The 18532-nt window shown below is 44.1% G+C and carries 19 protein-coding genes and 1 other RNA gene; 17 read left to right on the plus strand and 3 right to left on the minus strand.

The features are described from left to right. Positions 1-15: 15 nt before the first annotated feature. The gene (locus tag MUB50_RS03445) at positions 16-1851 is read right to left on the minus strand and encodes a sensor histidine kinase (RefSeq protein ID WP_118368417.1); all 1836 of its coding nucleotides are present in this window, start codon (positions 1849-1851) and stop codon (positions 16-18) included. A 210-nt stretch (positions 1852-2061) separates the two neighbouring features. Here MUB50_RS03445 and MUB50_RS03450 point away from each other — a divergent pair, with 210 nt between their 5' ends. From MUB50_RS03450 to MUB50_RS03530, 17 genes are all read left to right on the plus strand, one after another. Further along, positions 2062-3330, plus strand: a complete 1269-nt coding sequence (locus MUB50_RS03450) for an ABC transporter substrate-binding protein (RefSeq protein WP_118368416.1) — start codon at positions 2062-2064, stop codon at positions 3328-3330. A gap of 75 nt (positions 3331-3405) precedes the next feature. Then, entirely contained in the window at positions 3406-4275 is an 870-nt protein-coding gene (locus MUB50_RS03455) for a carbohydrate ABC transporter permease (protein ID WP_118368415.1), read from the plus strand. Position 4276: 1 nt separating this feature from the next. Then, positions 4277-5098, plus strand: coding sequence for a carbohydrate ABC transporter permease (locus tag MUB50_RS03460; RefSeq protein WP_118368414.1), 822 nt, complete (start codon positions 4277-4279; stop codon positions 5096-5098). A gap of 186 nt (positions 5099-5284) precedes the next feature. Further along, positions 5285-5630: a transfer-messenger RNA gene (gene ssrA / locus MUB50_RS03465) on the plus strand. Positions 5631-5746: 116 nt separating this feature from the next. Next, a complete protein-coding gene (locus tag MUB50_RS03470) occupies positions 5747-6907 on the plus strand; it encodes an FtsW/RodA/SpoVE family cell cycle protein (RefSeq protein WP_118513371.1) in 1161 nt (386 codons plus the stop codon). A 139-nt stretch (positions 6908-7046) separates the two neighbouring features. Continuing rightward, on the plus strand, positions 7047-7280 hold the full coding sequence (gene acpP, locus MUB50_RS03475; protein WP_015524431.1) for an acyl carrier protein: 234 nt from the start codon (positions 7047-7049) through the stop codon (positions 7278-7280). 173 nt (positions 7281-7453) lie between these two features. Further along, positions 7454-8908 (plus strand): glutamate--tRNA ligase, encoded by a 1455-nt coding sequence (gene gltX / locus MUB50_RS03480; RefSeq protein ID WP_173753252.1) that lies wholly within the window; start codon positions 7454-7456, stop codon positions 8906-8908. 22 nt (positions 8909-8930) lie between these two features. Then, the gene (locus tag MUB50_RS03485; protein ID WP_244790105.1) at positions 8931-10757 is read left to right on the plus strand and encodes an ATP-dependent helicase; all 1827 of its coding nucleotides are present in this window, start codon (positions 8931-8933) and stop codon (positions 10755-10757) included. After that, entirely contained in the window at positions 10754-11302 is a 549-nt protein-coding gene (locus MUB50_RS03490) for a 4'-phosphopantetheinyl transferase family protein (protein ID WP_118513319.1), read from the plus strand. The genes MUB50_RS03485 and MUB50_RS03490 overlap by 4 nt, the downstream gene beginning before the upstream one ends. A gap of 17 nt (positions 11303-11319) precedes the next feature. Further along, positions 11320-12468, plus strand: coding sequence for a hypothetical protein (locus MUB50_RS03495; RefSeq protein WP_244790107.1), 1149 nt, complete (start codon positions 11320-11322; stop codon positions 12466-12468). A gap of 84 nt (positions 12469-12552) precedes the next feature. Beyond that, complete coding sequence (gene spoIIIAA, locus MUB50_RS03500) at positions 12553-13485, plus strand: stage III sporulation protein AA (RefSeq protein ID WP_015524435.1); 933 nt, start codon at positions 12553-12555, stop codon at positions 13483-13485. Next, a complete protein-coding gene (locus MUB50_RS03505; RefSeq protein WP_021650701.1) occupies positions 13470-13988 on the plus strand; it encodes a stage III sporulation protein AB in 519 nt (172 codons plus the stop codon). Before spoIIIAA ends, MUB50_RS03505 begins: the two co-directional genes overlap by 16 nt. Positions 13989-14046: 58 nt before the next feature. Continuing rightward, positions 14047-14241, plus strand: coding sequence for a stage III sporulation protein AC (spoIIIAC, locus tag MUB50_RS03510; protein ID WP_021650700.1), 195 nt, complete (start codon positions 14047-14049; stop codon positions 14239-14241). 15 nt (positions 14242-14256) lie between these two features. After that, on the plus strand, positions 14257-14643 hold the full coding sequence (locus MUB50_RS03515) for a SpoIIIAC/SpoIIIAD family protein (protein WP_022426372.1): 387 nt from the start codon (positions 14257-14259) through the stop codon (positions 14641-14643). After that, entirely contained in the window at positions 14640-15782 is a 1143-nt protein-coding gene (locus MUB50_RS03520) for a stage III sporulation protein AE (RefSeq protein WP_118513317.1), read from the plus strand. Before MUB50_RS03515 ends, MUB50_RS03520 begins: the two co-directional genes overlap by 4 nt. After that, complete coding sequence (locus tag MUB50_RS03525; RefSeq protein WP_173753244.1) at positions 15779-16351, plus strand: stage III sporulation protein AF; 573 nt, start codon at positions 15779-15781, stop codon at positions 16349-16351. The genes MUB50_RS03520 and MUB50_RS03525 overlap by 4 nt, the downstream gene beginning before the upstream one ends. Next, positions 16266-16622, plus strand: a complete 357-nt coding sequence (locus MUB50_RS03530) for a hypothetical protein (protein WP_244790109.1) — start codon at positions 16266-16268, stop codon at positions 16620-16622. The genes MUB50_RS03525 and MUB50_RS03530 overlap by 86 nt, the downstream gene beginning before the upstream one ends. 110 nt (positions 16623-16732) lie before the next feature. On the opposite strand, the gene MUB50_RS03535 is transcribed toward MUB50_RS03530, so the two are convergent. Then, complete coding sequence (locus MUB50_RS03535; protein WP_244790111.1) at positions 16733-17908, minus strand: tyrosine-type recombinase/integrase; 1176 nt, start codon at positions 17906-17908, stop codon at positions 16733-16735. 53 nt (positions 17909-17961) lie between these two features. Beyond that, positions 17962-18531 (minus strand): OB-fold protein, encoded by a 570-nt coding sequence (locus MUB50_RS03540; RefSeq protein WP_244790113.1) that lies wholly within the window; start codon positions 18529-18531, stop codon positions 17962-17964. Position 18532 lies beyond the last annotated feature (1 nt).

Consider the following 18532-nt stretch of genomic DNA (forward strand, 5'->3'; position numbering starts at 1 on the left):
GTTATTCGGTTTGTATCAGAGGGAATTCCGGCTGAAGGATTTTTCTGGTTTTAACGGGCCGCCAATAGTTACGGTGGTCTGTTCATTTTCATTTCCGGAAACATGGAAATATTCTTCACCGTGATAGTAGATATGAAGGCGGAGAATGGTATTTTCCAGACCATATCCTTGATGCCGGAAAATGGACTCGTGATCCATATCCTGATTTCCGGTAAAAGTAAAGCCGGCAATCTTGCGGCGTAAATTGGAAAGCTTTTCTTTCTGGAAAGGCGCCCCGTTATTGGCAATGGAAAGATACCATCTGTTTTTGTCGTGGTGAGAACGGATCTGTATTTTCCATGGGGGAAGGATTTCCGTGCCGGCCTGATGAAAACCATGCTGAAAGCAATTCTCAATCAGAGGCTGGAGAATCAGCTTCGGGACAGTGATATCGTTTAGGGAATCATCCAGCTGCCATTCATACTTCAGATCATCTTCGTAGCGGATCTTCATAATATAGAGATAATGTCTCGCGTTGTCGATCTCCTGGGACAGAAGAACAGACTGCCCTGTATAGGAAAGGGAGTAGCGGAGAAGCTGAGACAGTTCTGTGCACATATCGGAGACATCCGTATTTCCGGAGGCTAACCCGGTCATTCCTATAACAGAAAGGGTATTATAAAGAAAATGCGGGTTCAGCTGCGCTTCCATAGCATCATAATGGGCAATCAATGTTCGGTGCCGTTCTTCTGTAAGACGCTGGTTCTGGTCATAAATTTCAGAAAGATATCCCTGGATCGCATTGGTGAGAAAGATGATTTCATTGTCGACGCTTCCGGGGAGAGCAGGAATATTTTCACCTGGTTCGAGCCTGATCAGCTTATCCGTTAGCTGACGGAGCGGCTGTGTAAGATTTTGTGTCAGACCCATAAGGAAGGCGGACATAACTGCAAACATAATTACAAAAAGCAAGGTGCTGATCATAAGAAGCCGTTTTATGGACGCGGCAAATATGGATGAGTTTTCGCTGAGGATCACAGTCCATCCGGTCTGCGGAGAAAGATGATAGCTGGAAACAGATAGATTTCCATTGGAAAAGCTCCCGCTGTCAGGAGAAGCCTGAGCAGCAGTGTGCCAGCTGTCCAGAAAAGTCCTGCGATCCATTGAAGTTCCGCTTGTATAGACAAGGTTATGATTGCCGTCCAGAATGGTGATATCATAATCTTCCGGAGTGTCAAAGTCAGAAAGGAGCTGACTGGTCAGGGTATCCATATCAAAATCGGCAACGAGAAGTCCATATTGATGATAAATATCACGCATGGAACGTACAACCGAAATTACGGTACGATTGTATCCCCAGTAATCCTTATGGGGCGGGATATAGAAAAAATAGTTAATGTTATCCATAACATCGGTAAGATTAGGGTTATTTTCCAAAACGGATTTTTCTGTGTAGCGGGTACCGTTTGGGGAAAAAATCCCCAGGTGATCGTAATATTTGCTTACGTAGTTAAGAGAGATATCCAGATCTGAAGATATCAAAGCAGTACGAAACCGGTCCTGAAAAGCGAATCTTGCTGTAATATGGGTAGGCAGGTAATTGTTTTCTCCCTCTGGAATATTTCTGGCGGTATCAAGAAGCGTGGTATTTAACTGTAATTCTTTCAGAGTGTTATCAGCATCGTTCAGGAATGTGTCCAGATTAGTCTGTATCATGGCTGCGCTGCCACTTAAGGTACTGCGCATATTTTCGCGCAGAGAGTTTGCTGAATAATAATAGAAAAACAATGAAAATCCGGCAAGCAGCAGAGAGTTCAGTATGATACAGGATATAAAGAGCTTTTTCTGAAAAGGAAATTCATGAAATTTCATAGTCGGACCTCCGGGAAAGTGTTGTATCTATTTTATATGAAGTGCGTGAAAGAAACAAGTAAGATTGTGCAAATAGATGAATTAATGTAAAGATGGAAAAAAGTACATGTTGAATTAAACAAATATCCATGGTATTTCTGAAAATGTATTTGTATAATGTGAACATATTAAGAACGAAAGAAAAAGTTATACAAAGGGAGGATTTGTACAATGAAGAAAAAAATGTTTGCAGCACTTATGGCAGCGTGCATGACAGTATCCGTATTCGGAAGCGTGGCAACAGTCAGCGCAGCAGATGGAGTGACACTGACACTTTACGGAAATGCAGATGACCTTGCAAAACCGTATATGCAGAAGATCATTTCTCTGTGGGAAGAGTCATCCGGAAACAAGATCGATCAGCAGGGTCTTGATACAGACAATGCAGAGACTATCGCGCTGACAAAATTTACAACAGGTGATATCCCGGATCTTTATATTCATTTTGGAAACAGCAATCTGAAAAACTTCAATCCGGAAGAGAATTTTGTAGACTGGTCAGATGCTGACTGGGTGTCCGATATTCAGGATTCTGTTCTTCCTCAGGCAACTTATAATGATAAAGTGATCGGACTTCCGTTCTGGGAAGCATCTAATTCAGGCTGTTTCTATAACACAAAGATCTTTGAGGAGCTGGGAATCAAGCAGCCGACGACACAGGAAGAATTCAATGCAGCTTGTGATACTCTTCTGGAGAATGGTGTGCAGCCGATCTACCTTGCGGCAGCAGATGCATGGCCGATCCTCTACCAGTTCGCACTGGATCCGGTACTTGAGGAGCATCCGGAATATATCGAGAAGCTGAATGCAGGAGAAATGTCCTATGCAGATATCCCGGAATTCACAGATATGTGTACCTGGTTTAAAGAAGCGGCAGATAAAGGATACTTTGGAAAGAACTTTGCATCTGATACATGGGATTATACAAGTGAGGTTCTCGGAACCGGTGAAGCAGCAATGCTCTTTTGCTGGGATACCTGGTTTGATACAGATTATGACAGTGAATCCTACGATTATGTAGGCGATGATTTTGGAATCATGCCGGTATTTATGGGAACCTGTGATGAAGGAACTTATGAGGGTGGTAACGTAAACCTGATGCTTGTAAATAAAAATGGTGATAATGTAGAGGCTGCCAGTGATTTCGTAAACTTTATGGCAGATCCTGAGAATTATAATCAGGCATTTGATGGTGTTTCTACAGCAGCAGTTTTCAAACAGGAGACAACCAATGTGAATTCTTCTCAGTATGACGGAAATAAAGACAGCGTAGATAAGCTGATTCGTGCATCTTCCGCCCAGCCTAAGATCGTAGGATTCAACCAGCAGGAAGGTGGTAAAGCACTGCTTCAGCTTATGAATGGAGACATTAGTGTAGAAGAATGTGTGAAGCTGATCGATGACGACAGAGTAGCAACACTTGAATCTTTTGCCCAGTAAATAAACATCCGTTTTAAAGATGGTTTCAGGTTTGGGGATAAAACTTCAAACCTGAAACTGTTTAAGGAGGAAATTATGAATCGAAAAAAAATATATCCACTGTACCTGGCACTGATCCCGGCTGTGGTATTTTTTATCTTTTTTATTGTACCATCCACAGTTGGATATTATTATGCATTTACAAACTGGAGTGCAGCCAGAACAACGAATCTGAAATTTGTAGGATTTGACAATATCATGTCTGTTCTCAGTAGTACAAAAGTTCCGGTGGCTTTTGTAAATACGCTGATCTATGCAGGCGTAAAAACTGTTACCGTAACACTTCTGGGCTTTGTTTTTGCTTATATTCTCAACCGTGAGATCAAAACCCGTACTGCTCTGAGAACGGTTTATTTTATTCCGTCCATTTTTTCCTGCCTTGTTGTAGGACTTATTTTCAGCGCTGTATTCCAGACTCGCCATGGTACCATCAACAATATCCTGAATCTTATGGGAATTGCAAATATACAGTGGTTAGGACAGAGAGGAACTGCTGTTTTTGCTATTTGTGTAGCTGAGGTATGGAGAAACGTAGGTTATGCGATCATCATCACATTGGCAGGCCTTCAGTCAGTATCTTCGGATTACCTGGAAGCAGGTAAGCTTGACGGAGCATCTGAGTGGCAGCTTTTCCGCCATATCACATTGCCGCTGATCATGCCTACCGTAAATGTAAACATCCTGTTCAGCCTGATCTATGGCCTTAAAATGTTCGACCTGATCTATGTTATGACAGGCGGCGGCCCCGGAAATGCAACGGAGAGCTTTGGTACTTTGATGATGAATGAAATGTCAGCAGGACGTTATGCGCAGTCTGTAGCTGTCAACCTTGTATTTACAGTGCTTTTGGTGATCGTTTCAGTTGTTTATCAGAAGTTTTCATCAAGATGGGAGACGGTGTTATAGTATGAATAAGAAAAAAACTAGAATCAATCTGCTGCTGGAGATCATACTCTGGCTTGTGAGTATCGTGACGATTTATCCGATGCTGATGGTGCTTCTCACTTCCTTTAAGAACAAAGGAGAAGCTGCTTATATGAATATCAGTCTGCCCAGTGAGTGGCATCCGGAAAATTATATAGCAGTTCTGGAAAAAGATTTTATGCGCTCACTTGGGAACAGTGTGTTCATTACATTTATATCTGTGGCGCTGATCGTTTCTCTTTCTGCATTTTTAAGTTTTATTATTGTAAGAAGAGATACAAAAGGATGCAGGATCGGATATAAGATCATTACGCTTGGAATTATTGCACCCTTTGCAGCACTTCCTACTATTCAGCTGATGCAGAAAATGGGGATTTACGGATCGAGAATTGGTCTCTGTTTTGTGTATTCTTCTCTGTATATGCCATTTACAACGATGATGTTCAGTGGATTTATCAAAGGAATCCCGAAAGAGTTGGACGAGGCAGCGGTTATGGATGGAGCAGTGGGTGGAAGGCTTTTCTGCACAGTGATCCTGCCACTTTTGAAGCCGGTCCTTGCGACAACAGGTGTTCTGAATTTTATGTGGGTATGGAATGAACTTCAGATTCCGATGTACCTTCTGAATTCTTCATCCAAATGGACATTACCTCTTTCTGTATACAATTTTTACGGACAGTTCAGCAGAAGCTGGAATCTTGTATGTGCCGATGTTGTACTGGTTTCCCTGCCGGTGATCCTGGTATACATTTTTGCACAGAAGTGGGTGATCGCAGGTATGACAGCCGGTGCAGTAAAAGGCTGATCTGTTAGGAAATTATATTCCAGACTGCACAGGTAACGAAAAAACTGTACAGTCTGGACTTTTTTTGAAATATCCTTGACACGAAAAATCATTCTGGTATAATTAAACCCAGTCAAAAAACTGACTAAGAAGTTCGTCTGTCCACCAGAGATGACCGGAAATGATCCGCCCATAGAAGTCTTTTAAGGGCTTGTACTGGTTTCGACGGGGGCTTTGAAGTTAGGGAAGCCATCCGCAGACTCCTGGACTGCGTACCAACCGGGAACTAAATATAAACGCAGACGAAAAGTTAGCGTTAGCAGCCTAAGCTGCTCGTCAGCCCCGTTGCACTCACACATCGGGAATCTGGCGTCGACCATGTGAGAAACCTTGCCGGGTAAGCTTTGCCCCGGTAGATGTATCATGAAGCTACTGAAGCAGTAAGCCTGTCGGTGGGCGTACTGCTGAGGGAATGTTAAATCAGCGACTGTGATGGGAGATGCCTTAAGGGATAGGCTTTCGGACAGGGGTTCGATTCCCCTCAGGTCCATTTATGGAACGTCCCGGAAAGACAGCATTTATGCGGCTTTCCGGGAATTTTTTTTACTTTCGTTATTACTCGTGGATATCAGGAAATTCTTCGCAGATACAGAAAGCGATGGTGATAGAATGAAAAAAACTCTGCTTAACAGAAAAAAGCAGAATAAGAAATCTGATTATTATGATTATAATCTGGTAGCTGTTATTGTACTGCTGGTGTGCTTTGGACTGGTCATGCTTTATAGCACCAGTTCATATATGGCAGAAGTGAATTATGGCAACGATATGTTTTATTTTAAGAAACAGGCACTGATCAGTTCGGCATGTCTGATCGGAGCATTGTTTATTTCAAAAATACTGGATTATCATATCCTTCTTCCTCTTACAACTGCGCTGTATGTGGCTTCACTGATCCTTATGGGACTTGTGCGGACTCCGCTGGGACATTCCTCTCATGGTGCTACCAGATGGCTGTATATCGGACCGATCAACTTTCAGCCTGCCGAGCTGGCAAAGATCGCGGTTATTATCATGATGGCTTACATGATCGGAAAAATGGGACGAAAGGTGAAGACTTTAAAGAGCTGTATGATCCTGGGACTTCCGGGGGCAGGACTTGCGCTTGCGGCTTATATACTTACGGATAATCTGAGTACAGCCATGATCATTCTGGGAATAACAGTTGGAATGGTATTTGTGGCACATCCGGATATGCGTCCGTTTATTGTTGTGGCAGTGGCAGGAGTGATCCTTATTGTGATCGGAGTACTTTTCCTGGTTGTGACGACCAAGGACAGTGACAGCTTCCGTGTTATGCGAGTGCTTGTATGGCTTCAGCCGGAGAAGTATTCGGATGAAGGCGGTTATCAGACGCTGCAGGCATTGTATGCCATCGGATCCGGAGGGCTTTTCGGCCGCGGGCTTGGAAATAGTATCCAGAAGCTTGGAAGTGTTCCGGAAGCACAAAATGATATGATCTTTTCTATTATCTGTGAGGAGCTTGGAATTTTCGGAGGGATTTTTGTACTGATCCTGTTCGGATATCTTTTGTACAGGTTGTTTTTTATTGCGCAGAATGCACCGGATCTGTTTGGTTCACTGATTGTTACCGGGATTTTTATACATATTGCGCTGCAGGTGATCCTTAACATTGCCGTTGTACTGAATCTGATGCCCAATACAGGTGTCACATTGCCCTTTATCAGTTACGGAGGAACATCCATTTTGTTCCTGATGCTGGAGATGGCAATAGCTCTCAGTGTGGCTCGTCAGATAAAATTTCAAGAGTAAAATAGTTTTAAAATCAAAATATTTTTGCTCTGAAGCCATTTTTTGGGAAAATCCTCTTGACAACTGTTTTTGCAGACTATATACTTTGCTCAAAAAGAGGAAACAGATTCGATCTGTAATGATTAAAGGAGAAAAAGACATGTTAGAAAAAATGAAAGAAATGCTTGCAGAGCAGTTAAATTGTGAGGCATCTACAATTACACCGGAGACATCTTTCAAGGATGATCTTGGAGCAGATTCTCTTGATCTGTTTGAGCTGGTTATGGCTCTTGAGGATGAGTACAATGTTGAGATCCCGGCAGAGGAGCTTACAGATCTGAACACGGTTGGAGATGTGATCGATTATCTTAAGAACAAAGGCGTAGAAGCATAAACAGGAATTAATGATCCTCTGAGACGACAGTGTCTCAGGGGATTTTTCTGTATATATGAAGATACAGGAGCGGTATGGCAGGGGATTCCGCCGGAAAACCTATGGACATTTTGAAGGATTTGGGTATATAATAGCACCTATAAAGAGAAACAACAAAAACGAGGAGAAAAGAAATGACAAAGATCAGAACAAGATTTGCACCGAGCCCTACAGGAAGAATGCATGTGGGTAATTTAAGAACAGCTCTTTATGCTTATTTGATCACAAAACATGAAGGCGGAGATTTTATCCTCCGTATTGAAGATACAGACCAGGAACGTTATGTGGAGGGAGCTGTAGATATCATCTACCGTACTCTTGAGAAAACAGGACTTCTTCACGATGAGGGACCGGACAAAGATGGTGGATTTGGTCCGTATGTACAGAGTGAGCGTCAGGCAACAGGCATGTATTTGAAATATGCCAAACAGCTTATTGAGCAGGGAGATGCATATTACTGTTTCTGCGGTAAGGAAGAACTGGAAAGCATGAAACGTACTGTTGCAGGTAAGGAGATCTCCATTTATGACAAGAGATGTCTCCATCTTTCCAGGGAAGAAGTTCAGCGCCGTCTGGATGCTGGCGAGCCACATGTTATCCGCTTTAATATGCCAACAGAGGGAACAACCACATTTCATGATGTTATTTACGGAGATATCACTGTTAACAATGAGGAGATGGAGGATCTGATCCTGATCAAATCTGATGGTTATCCGACCTACAACTTCGCAAACGTAATTGATGATCACCTTATGGGAATCACACATGTTGTAAGAGGTAACGAATACCTTTCCTCTTCACCGAAATATAATCGTATTTATGAGGCATTCGGATGGGAAATCCCGACCTATGTTCATTGTCCGTTGATCACAGACGAAACACATCAGAAGCTTTCAAAGAGATGTGGACATTCTTCCTATGAAGATCTGATCGATCAGGGATTTGTGACAGAGGCAGTGATCAACTATGTTGCACTCCTTGGATGGAGCCCGGCAGACAACCGTGAGATCTTTTCTCTTCCGGAGCTTGTGGAGACGTTTGATTATCATCATATCAACAAATCACCGGCAGTTTTTGATATTGCCAAGCTGAAATGGATGAATGGTGAGTATATCAAGAAGATGGATCAGGAGGCATTCTATGAGAGAGCACTTCCGTATCTGAAAGAAGTTCTGAAAAAAGACTTTGATTTTAAGAAGATCGCAGGAATGGTTCAGACCAGAATTGAAGTATTCCCGGATATTCCGGAGCTTGTAGATTTCTTTGAGGCAGTTCCGGAGTATGACAGTGCGATGTATTGCCACAAAAAAATGAAGACAACAGAGGAAACTTCTCTTGCAGTTCTCAAAGAAGTGCTTCCGGTACTGGAAGCACAGGAGGAGTATACCAATGATCCGCTGTATGCATCTTTAAGTGCCTTTGTAAAGGAGCACGGATATAAGAATGGTTATGTTATGTGGCCGCTTCGTACAGCAGTATCCGGCAAGCAGATGACACCGGCCGGTGCAACAGAGATCATGGAGATCATTGGCAAGGAAGAGACACTGAAACGTGTACATGCAGCAATCGAAAAGCTTGAAAATAAATAAGTGTGTGATTGATAATCCAGTTATGAAACGAAATCCATCTCAGAAAAGGGCGATCGCCCACCTGTCAGGACCTATGATGGTTCTGGCAGGCCCCGGTTCGGGGAAAACTTCCGTCATAGTAGAAAGAACAGCACATATGATCCAGGAAGGGAAGATACCGGCTTCCTCTGTTCTTGTTGTGACTTTTTCCAGGGCAGCAGCAGTGGAAATGAAAGAACGGTTTCTGAAATTTACCGGTGTTCAGCGAACCGGCGTTACTTTCGGGACTTTTCACGGAGTGTTTTACGGGATCCTCAAACAGGCTTATGGTCTGAATGGAGGAAATATCCTGTCCGAAGAAGAAAAATATGCGATCTTAAGAGAATTGGTGGTAAATTGTGCTGCGGAACAGTCCCAGGAAGGGGATTTTGTGGAAGATATTGCCAAGGAGATCAGTGTTGTAAAAGGTGGAAGGATCTCTCTGGAACATTATTATTCTTCCTGCTGCCCGGATGAAGTATTCCGACAGATCTTTCAGGGATATCGAAAAGTCCTGAATGAAAGAAGAAAACTTGACTTTGATGATATGCTGTTAAGCTGTTACGAACTTCTGAAAAAGCGAAAAGATATCCTGTCTGCATGGCAGAAGAAGTTTCACTATATTCTGGTGGATGAGTTTCAGGATATCAATCATCTTCAGTATGATATCGTGAAGATGCTGGCAGCACCGGAGAACAATCTGTTTGTGGTGGGAGACGATGATCAGTCTATCTATCATTTCCGCGGCGCTCGCCCGGAGATCATGTTGAATTTTCCGGAAGATTTTAAAAATGCGGAGACGGTGATCCTGAATATCAATTACCGGTGCAGTGGAAATATCCTGGATACAGCTATGAAGGTGATCAACTACAATGAAAACCGTTATGCAAAAAAACTTTCCACACCAAATGAACCGGGAGAGCCGGTGCAGATAAAAGAATTCCGAAATCCCAGAGACGAATATATGGCAGTTGCAGGCCTGCTGCGGAACCGTATGGAAGAAGGGGATAATATTGAAGATACAGCGCTGCTTTTCAGGACTAATCAGGAAACCGAAGGACTGGTCGCTGCGTTGATGGAGTATGGGGTTCCTTTTACTATGAAGGAAAAACTGCCCAACCTGTTCCGACACTGGATTTGTCGGAATATGATCGCTTATTTGAAGATGGCAGAAGGAGACCGGAGCCGCAGTACATTTCTGGAGATCATGAACCGGCCAAACCGATACATAGCCAGAGACGCTCTGACAGAAAAAAACATTGATTTTAAAGCAATGGGAGAGTTTTACAAAGACAAGGACTGGATGTGTGACAGGATCACAACGATGGAGACACATCTTCGGATCTTAAAGACTATGGCCCCTTATGCAGCTATTAATTTTATCCGGAACGGCATGGGATACGAAGAATACTTGCAGGAATATGCAAGGTATCGTAAAATAAAACCGGAAGAGCTTATGGAAACCCTGAATCGGATCCATGAAAGTGCCAGAGGAATGAAAACATTGGAAGAATGGCTGGCCTATATGGATGAGTATACCAGAAAGCTGGAAGAACAGGCGAAGAAACAGGATGTGAAACGGGAAGGAGTGGTGATATCCACTCTTCATGCGGTCAAAGGTCTGGAATATGACAATGTATATATCATGAACGTAAATGAAGGCAGCATGCCTTATCGGAAGGCAGTCCTGGAGGCACATCTGGAGGAAGAACGGAGGCTTTTCTACGTTGGTATGACACGGGCAAAGAAGAAACTCTGCCTGTATTATGTAAGACAGCAGTATGAGAAGGAACGGGAACCGTCCCGTTTTCTTGAGGAGGCCGGATTATGAACGGGATCATTTATTATACGAAGATCAGAGATGAATATAACAGCAAGAACATGGAGCATATGATCGGGGAAAAGCTTCTGGAAATCGGACTTGAGCGGGAATTTGGACGGAAGCTTGCTTTTGAGCCTCGGTCAAAGGGGGAACATGGGAAACCGTTTTTTACCCTGCTTCCAAGAATTCATTATAATATCACACATTCCGGAAAATATGTGATGTGTCTGTTTGCCGGAGAAGAGGTGGGCATTGATGTGCAGATCCACAAGAAGGTAAATTACGAACGGATCCTTGAAAGAATGGTACCGGCAGATATGATACGGGAAATCCTGGATGCAGATGATATGGAGAAAGCTTTTTTTACCCAGTGGGTTTTGAGAGAGGCATATATCAAATGGACCGGAGAGGGACTGTCCAGGGATCTGCGTACGATTTCCATGGACAAGGGAAATTACATAATGCTGGAACTGGAACCGGGATACAGTGGTGCGATCTGGTCCAGAGACAGCCTGGAATTACGATTTGAATACGAAGACATCATTTTGAGATAGCAAATAGAGACGATGAAATGAACAAAGAGATGAAACGCAGCTTCAGGATTTTCATTCTGAAGATCCTGGCAGTTGTTTTTGTGCTGTGCATATGTTATTTTTTATATGCATTTGTTTACCGTGCAAAAACTGAGCTGCCCACAAAAGCTGTGGTGACAAACCGAGGTGCTGCAGTGTATACACTGCGGGGACAGAAACAGATGCTTTCCCAGAAAGAGGATTTTTCTTATTTTGCCTTTGATGGGAGAGAAAAAGAGAAGGAATATGGAACATATGTCATTCCCGGGCTGAAGAATACCAGGACGCTGCTCACAGAAAAAGGTGCCACTCCTGCCATGTGTACGTCCATGACGCCTCAGGGACTGGCGGTTACAGAGGATTATGTGCTGATCAGCGCTTACTGCAGCACACAGAAACATAGTTCGGTCATCTATGTGATCGATAAGGAAAAACATAATTTTATTAAAGAAGTGATACTGCCTGGACAGCCTCATGTGGGAGGACTTGCCTATGACCCGAAGCATAAGTTATTATGGTATTCCTCCAATATCAACGGGATCGCCCAGGCAGTGAGTATAAAGATGGATACAATAGAAGCCTATGATTATGATGACAGCCATCTGCCGGTGGAGACTTTCCAGATAGTCAGTCTTTATGGGATCGTGAGAGATTCTTTTATGACCTTTTATGAGGGGTGTCTGTATGTAGGCTGCTTTGAAAAATATAACGAAAGTGTAATTGCACGATACGGAGTTGACGAAGAGGGAAAACTGATCAATACCATGGACGAGAAACTGGGCATGGATTTTGAAATGGCAGTTCCGTTGGATTATTCCAACATATCGGAGCAGGTTCAGGGAATTGCTTTTTATAATGATAAGCTTTTGATCTCTCATTCTTTTGGAATCCTGCCATCCAGGCTGGTGTTTTATGAACAATCCGATAAGCGTTTGTATGTAAACGAGAATTCTGCCAGAACTTATCGTTTTCCGGAACGACTGGAACAGATCGTGGTGGAGGGTGACAGCCTTTATGTGATGTTTGAATCCTGCGCCTATGCATACCGTGCGTCCTCCGTAAATATTGTGGATCGGGTTCTGAAGCTGAATCTTTCGAAGATGGAAACCTATGACGAAGAAGAAAGCCTTTTTTTTCTGTCGGAATAAAGGAAAAACGAGAGAACATCAAAAAAGACAACAGGTACTAAATCCGGCATGTCCGCAATATATTTAAGTGTAAGAGGTGAAAACATGGACGCAAACCAGATCCAGAACCTGTTTGCCAGTAATGTCCGCCAGCTTCTGGTGGATGCAGACCTTGATTATGATAAATTATATGAGATACGTCTCCGCGTGGGAAGACCTCTGTTCCTCACTTATGATGGGGGAGAATGTTTCCTCCGGCAAAAAGATACAGAACCTTATCTGGTTACTCGGGAAGATCTTAAGGAAACACTGGAGTATGTCAGCGGCTATTCCCTGTATGCTTATGAAGATGAGATCCGCCAGGGGTTTTTGAGTGTACAGGGCGGGCACCGTGTAGGAGTTACCGGAAAGGTGATCCTGGACGGAAACCGTATTCGTGGGATGAAATATATTTCCTGTATCAATGTCCGTCTGGCACATGAGATCCAGGGATGTGCAGAAGAAGTGCTGCCATATATCCAGACAAGAGAGCAGATCATGCATACCCTGATCGTTTCTCCGCCCAGATGTGGGAAGACCACGCTTCTTCGGGATATCATCCGGCAGATGAGTAATGGATGGGGAAATATTTCCGGTGTAACGGTAGGAGTAGTCGATGAGCGCAGTGAGCTGGCCGGATGCTATCAGGGGATCCCTCAGAATGACCTTGGAATGCGTACGGATATCCTGGACGGATGTCCGAAAGCAGAAGGGATGCAGATGCTGATCCGGTCAATGTCGCCGGTTGTGGTTGCTGTGGATGAACTTGGAAAAGAAGAAGATTTCAAGGCCGTGGAATCAGTTATCCACTGTGGATGTCGTCTGATCGCAACTGCACATGGAGCTTCCATGGAAGAGACATTATCCCAGCCGTTTTTTCGGAAATTGTGGGAAGCGCGGGTTTTCCAGAGATATATTTTTCTGGGAAAGCATGAACGTGCAGGAATCGTGGAAGGAATCTATGATGAAAATGGGAAATGCCTATGTACCGGATTGTAGGATGTATTCTGGTAGTGGCGGCAGGAGCTGGTATGGGATTTTCCGGAAGTATGAGACTTTCGGAGCAGATCCGCATACTGGAAAAACTGCTTCAGATGGTGATCTGCCTGAAAGGCGAGATCCGCTGCGGGAATGCATCACTGCCGGATGCTTTTTATGGAGCAGCAGGAAGAATGAATGGAAAATACAGAGAGTTTCTCATCAGTGCCGCGGACAGGATGAAAGCGGGGACAGGAGAAAAACTTTCACAGATATGCAGGGAATGTGCGGAAAGCGCCCTGAAAAAAAGCTGCCTTACCCATGGGGAAAAGGACGCTTTTTTTTCTTTCGGAGAATATCTGGGCTATATGGATCTGGAAATGCAGATGCGACAGCTTTCCCTGTATGAAAATAATCTGGAAGCAGAGATTTTGAAGCGGAAAGCGGAGGTTTCCGGAAAGAAAAAACTGTACCAGGGAATTGGGATTCTTGGAGGCCTGCTGCTTGCGGTCCTTCTGGTATAGCATTGTTTATCAGACAGTAGTAAGAAGGACAGGCGTTCAGAAGAAAAGGAGGGATCATTTGGAGGTCAGTATCATATTTAAGATCGGTGCAGTAGGGATCCTGGTCTCTGTTCTTTCTCAGATTCTGAAACATAGCGGAAGGGAGGAACAGGCTTTTCTGGTGAGTTTTTCAGGACTTCTTTTAGTACTGTTCTGGATCGTGCCGTATATTTATGAACTTTTTAAAAATATCCAGCAGCTTTTTGTACTGTAGGGGAGGGAAAGAACAGTGGATATTCTGAAGATTTCTGTTCTGGGAACGGCGGGGGTTCTTCTGGGGATTCTTCTGAAAGACCGCGCACCGGAGTATGTAAGCCTTGTTACGATGGGAATAGGTCTTGTGATACTGGGATTAGCTGTAGGGAAGATCAGCTACCTGTTCCAGTCTCTGGAGAGACTGAAACAGAGTCTTCCGATTGATGGAAGCTATATCACTACCTTGCTGAAGATGATCGGGATCACCTATATCGGACAATTTTCATCCGGGATATGCAGAGATGCAGGATATTCATCCACTGGTGCACAGATCGAACTGTTCTGCCGGTTATCTGTAATGGTTTTAAGTATGCCGGTTCTTCTGGCACTGCTGGATACCATACAGGGATTTCTTGCATGAAAAGATATGGGTCAGAGATTTGTGCAGCCCTGCTTCTGGCTGTAGTTATAAGCTGTTTTGGCGGAGTGATCGTTTATGCTTCTTCGGCGGAAAACCAGATCACAGATCAGATGGAGCTTACCGACCTGCAGTCCATGGTAGATGAGATGCTTGGAGAAAAAACATTTTCTGTTACAGAAGCGTTTCACAGACTGTTGTCAGGGGAAGAGGTGCTTTCGGAGGAGAGTGTGCGGGAATTTTTGCACAGTCTCCTTTTTTATGGTATTGAAAGAGAAAAAGAACTGATTTTGAAGTTGTTGCTTCTGCTGTTGTTTGCTGCTGTTTTTTCCGGGTTTGCCGGTGCCTTTGATAACGGACAGGTGGGAGAAATCAGTTTTTATGTGGTGTATCTTCTTGTTTTTACTCTTCTGATGAACAGCTTTTCCGGTTTGAGTGCATCACTGCTTTCAATGCTTGCGTGGATCACGGAGTTTATGAAGGAACTCTCACCGGTGTATTTTATGGCAGTGGCAGCAGCGTCAGGTGCATCCAGTGCAGCTGCTTTTTATCAGGGAGTACTGCTTCTGGTGTGGCTTTTTCAATGGATCCTGGAACGAGTACTGCTTCCCGGAGTGAGTTTATATATTCTTCTGAGATTCGTGAATCATCTTTCCAGGGAAGAAATGCTGGGAAAAATGGCTGAGCTGATCGAAACTGTGATCTCCTGGGGGCTCCGGACATTACTTGGAGTGGCAGCAGGACTGCAGGTGGTGCGTGGTCTTGTAGCTCCGGTAATGGATTCTCTGAAGCGGAGTGCTGTGGGAAAAACTGCCGGTGCTCTTCCTGGGATCGGGGGCGCGGTAAATGCAGTTACGGAACTAGTCCTTACCACAGCTGTTCTTGTAAGAAACAGTCTGGGTATTGCGCTTTTGCTGGTGATCCTGGCGGTGGGGGCGGGACCATTGGTCCGATATGGACTTTTGTCACTGACCTATCGCTTTTTGGCGGCTGCGGCGCAGCCTGTATCAGACAAACGGCTGGTAGAAGCGTTTGGCACCATGGCAGAGGGATGTGCACTTCTGATGAGAATCCTGTTTACTGCGGAAATTTTATGTATGCTCACATTTCTGATCCTGATGGCAGGAGGAGGATTGGGATGAGAACAGAACTTTATCAGTGGATGAAAAGCCTGGCTTTTTTTCATGTACTTACTACAGCACTTCTGCATATTCTGCCTGACAAGCGTTATGAGCAGTATATACGGCTGTTTATGGGGTTTCTGTTAGTGCTTTTGATCTGTACACCTATATTTGCCGTAGTGGGAAAAAGTGAGGAATTTCTGTCCGGATTCAGCAATAATTATGGGAGAGAAGAACAGGTACGTATGGAGACAGAAGCAGAAGGAATAAGGGAAACATTTCTTAAAGGCGCATATGAACAGGAGCTGAAGAATCAGGTTCAGGGTATCCTCAGGAAAGAAGGGATTTTTTCGGCAAAAACAGAAGTAGATATGGAAAAAGAGCTTCAGCTGACCATAACACTTTATGGAACAGTCACAGAAAAACAGAGGGAGGCGGTGAAAAATGAGCTCGAAAGAATCTGCGGACTCAGGAAAGGACAGTATCAGATCCTGGCTTCTGAGGATGGGATGGAAGGAGTGGGGAGTTTTCCTTCTTCTGGGAATCCTTCTTCTGGTGGCAGGGCTTCCGGTAACCCGAAAGAACAGTAAAACAGCAGAGGATCAGAATGCGGAGAAAACCCGCCTGGAGAGCCGTCTTGAGGAACTGCTTTCCAATGTGGAAGGAGTAGGCGAAGTGGAAGTGATCATTATGACCGGGGATGAGGGAAATACGGAAAACTTTTCCATAAGCGGCAATAATGAAGTTACCGGTGTGCTGGTGGCGGCCCAGGGAGCAGGCAGCGCAGTGACAGTCCAGAATATTCAGCAGGCAATTATGGCATTATTTCAGATCGACGCTAATAAAATTAGATTATTGTGAATGTTTTTTCGGAATCCCTTGTAAAATGCGGAAAAGCCAGTAAAATCAAGGCTTTGCAGACTTTTGTTAGAGTAATTAAGACAGTTTAAAAAAGATAAAAATAGGAACGGTTAGTCACAGTTAGTCACAAACGGAACTTTTATCTTTTCAATCTCTGCCCGGAGTTCTTCCAGAGTCCTGTGGCCATACACAGCGTTCGTAACATCGTTCCCGAACGAATGTCCCAGCATCCTCTTTCGATCGTTTTCCCGGACGCCGTATTTTTCACACAGGGCAGAAAAGGTGTGCCGACAATCGTGTGGCGTGTGTTTCGGGCTGCCGATTATTCCCAGCCGTTCCAGTGTAGGGTAGAACAGGGCGTTTCGGTGTTGCGTCTGGGAATAGATGCAGAGCCTGCCGTTTTGCGTCAGGACCTTGTTCTCCACAAACTCATATATGGCCGGATGAATCGGAACGATCCTGTCTTTCCCAGCTGCGGTCTTGATGCCGCCCTGGAAATATCTCTCTTCAAGATTAGTCGTGAGTTTCAATACTTCGCCAATTCGCCAGCCGGAGTAACACATGATCAGGATGAGCTGCACTTCCGGATCGTCGGCGTTCTGCCAGAGGACCTGAAGCTCCAAATCAGAAAACGGGGTCCCGTGCTCAACATCATCTTTTGTTTTGACAGAAACATACAGTGCCTTGTTTTCCGCGACTATCTCTGAATAGATTGCGAATTTATACATCTGCTTAAAAAGCATCAGAATCGTGTTTAAACTCTGCTTTTTGAGCGGGCAGTCATCAATAACCTTTTGCAAATCCGGCGCCTTCAGGTCTTCAAACGCACGATTATGCAAAGGCTTGCTGTTAAGATACCCGCAGTGATATGCGTTCTTTGAAGACTTCGACAGATTAGTGTCTTCCGGAAACTTCCATGATATGAATTTTTCATATACTTCTGAGAACGTCAATTTGTGCGTTTCCGGGTGCTTTTCCTCTGTGCCCTTAATTGTATTGTAGTCGGCCAATATGCGGCCTATAAGGGCGTCTGTGTCCGTTGTAGGGGCAATCTCAAGCTCTTTTTCCATACCCGGCTTGTACGTCCCGGCTTTGTAAGCTGTCAGGACAGCGAACCCTTTCAGATAGTCGTCAACGTAGCAGATCGCAGGCGGTCGAACTGCTTTCCCTGTTGCGTCCAGTGCTGCCGGTGGGTGCACTGCATAGCAGTTTCTTCGACCCTTGCCGAGATAGCGGATAGAGCCAAAGCTATTCGGCAGCTTCGGGTATTTCTTTCTTTTTGCCATAATTTCCTCCTTGTATAAAAACAGCCCCTGCCGTTAAGCAGGAGCCGTGTTATCTACTCTATCTCGTCAATATCAAGAGAATATCCAAGCACTTCTCCGACATCTGTACATTTTCCTTTTAATGTAACGGTATCGCCCTTGGTAAGGGATGCTACCTTTGATTTTTGCTCATCATTTTTGATATTGCATTGTACGCCAATAATCTCAAAGTCACCATCAGCTGTGAGGCTGATGTACTTTCCGGAAGCATCAATGTTACTGAGATTTCCGGTGATCTCAAGATATTTTCCTTTGTATTTATCAGATGCACCCATGGCGTTGCTATCAAGATCGGACATCATATCATTGACGGAAACAGTAGTGTACTCGATTGGTGTAGCTTCTTCTTTTTGCTTAGTAGCAGTTTCTTTCTTTTCTGTAGAAGTAGTGGCTGCTGTGTTTTTATCTGATCCCGAATCACTTTCGCCTGTGACAGCACCGATAGCCACTCCTATGATAAGTATTAATACAACCCATTTTAATATTCCGCTTTTTTGTTTCTTTCTACAATGTGGACATATTTTTGCATCTTTTGGAATGTCCATCTTGCAATGTTTGCACTTCTTGGTTTTTTCTTCGCTCATG

It is taken from the genome of Blautia sp. NSJ-140, from assembly GCF_022868965.1.
In the GTDB taxonomy this organism is placed as follows: Bacteria; Bacillota; Clostridia; order Lachnospirales; family Lachnospiraceae; genus Blautia_A.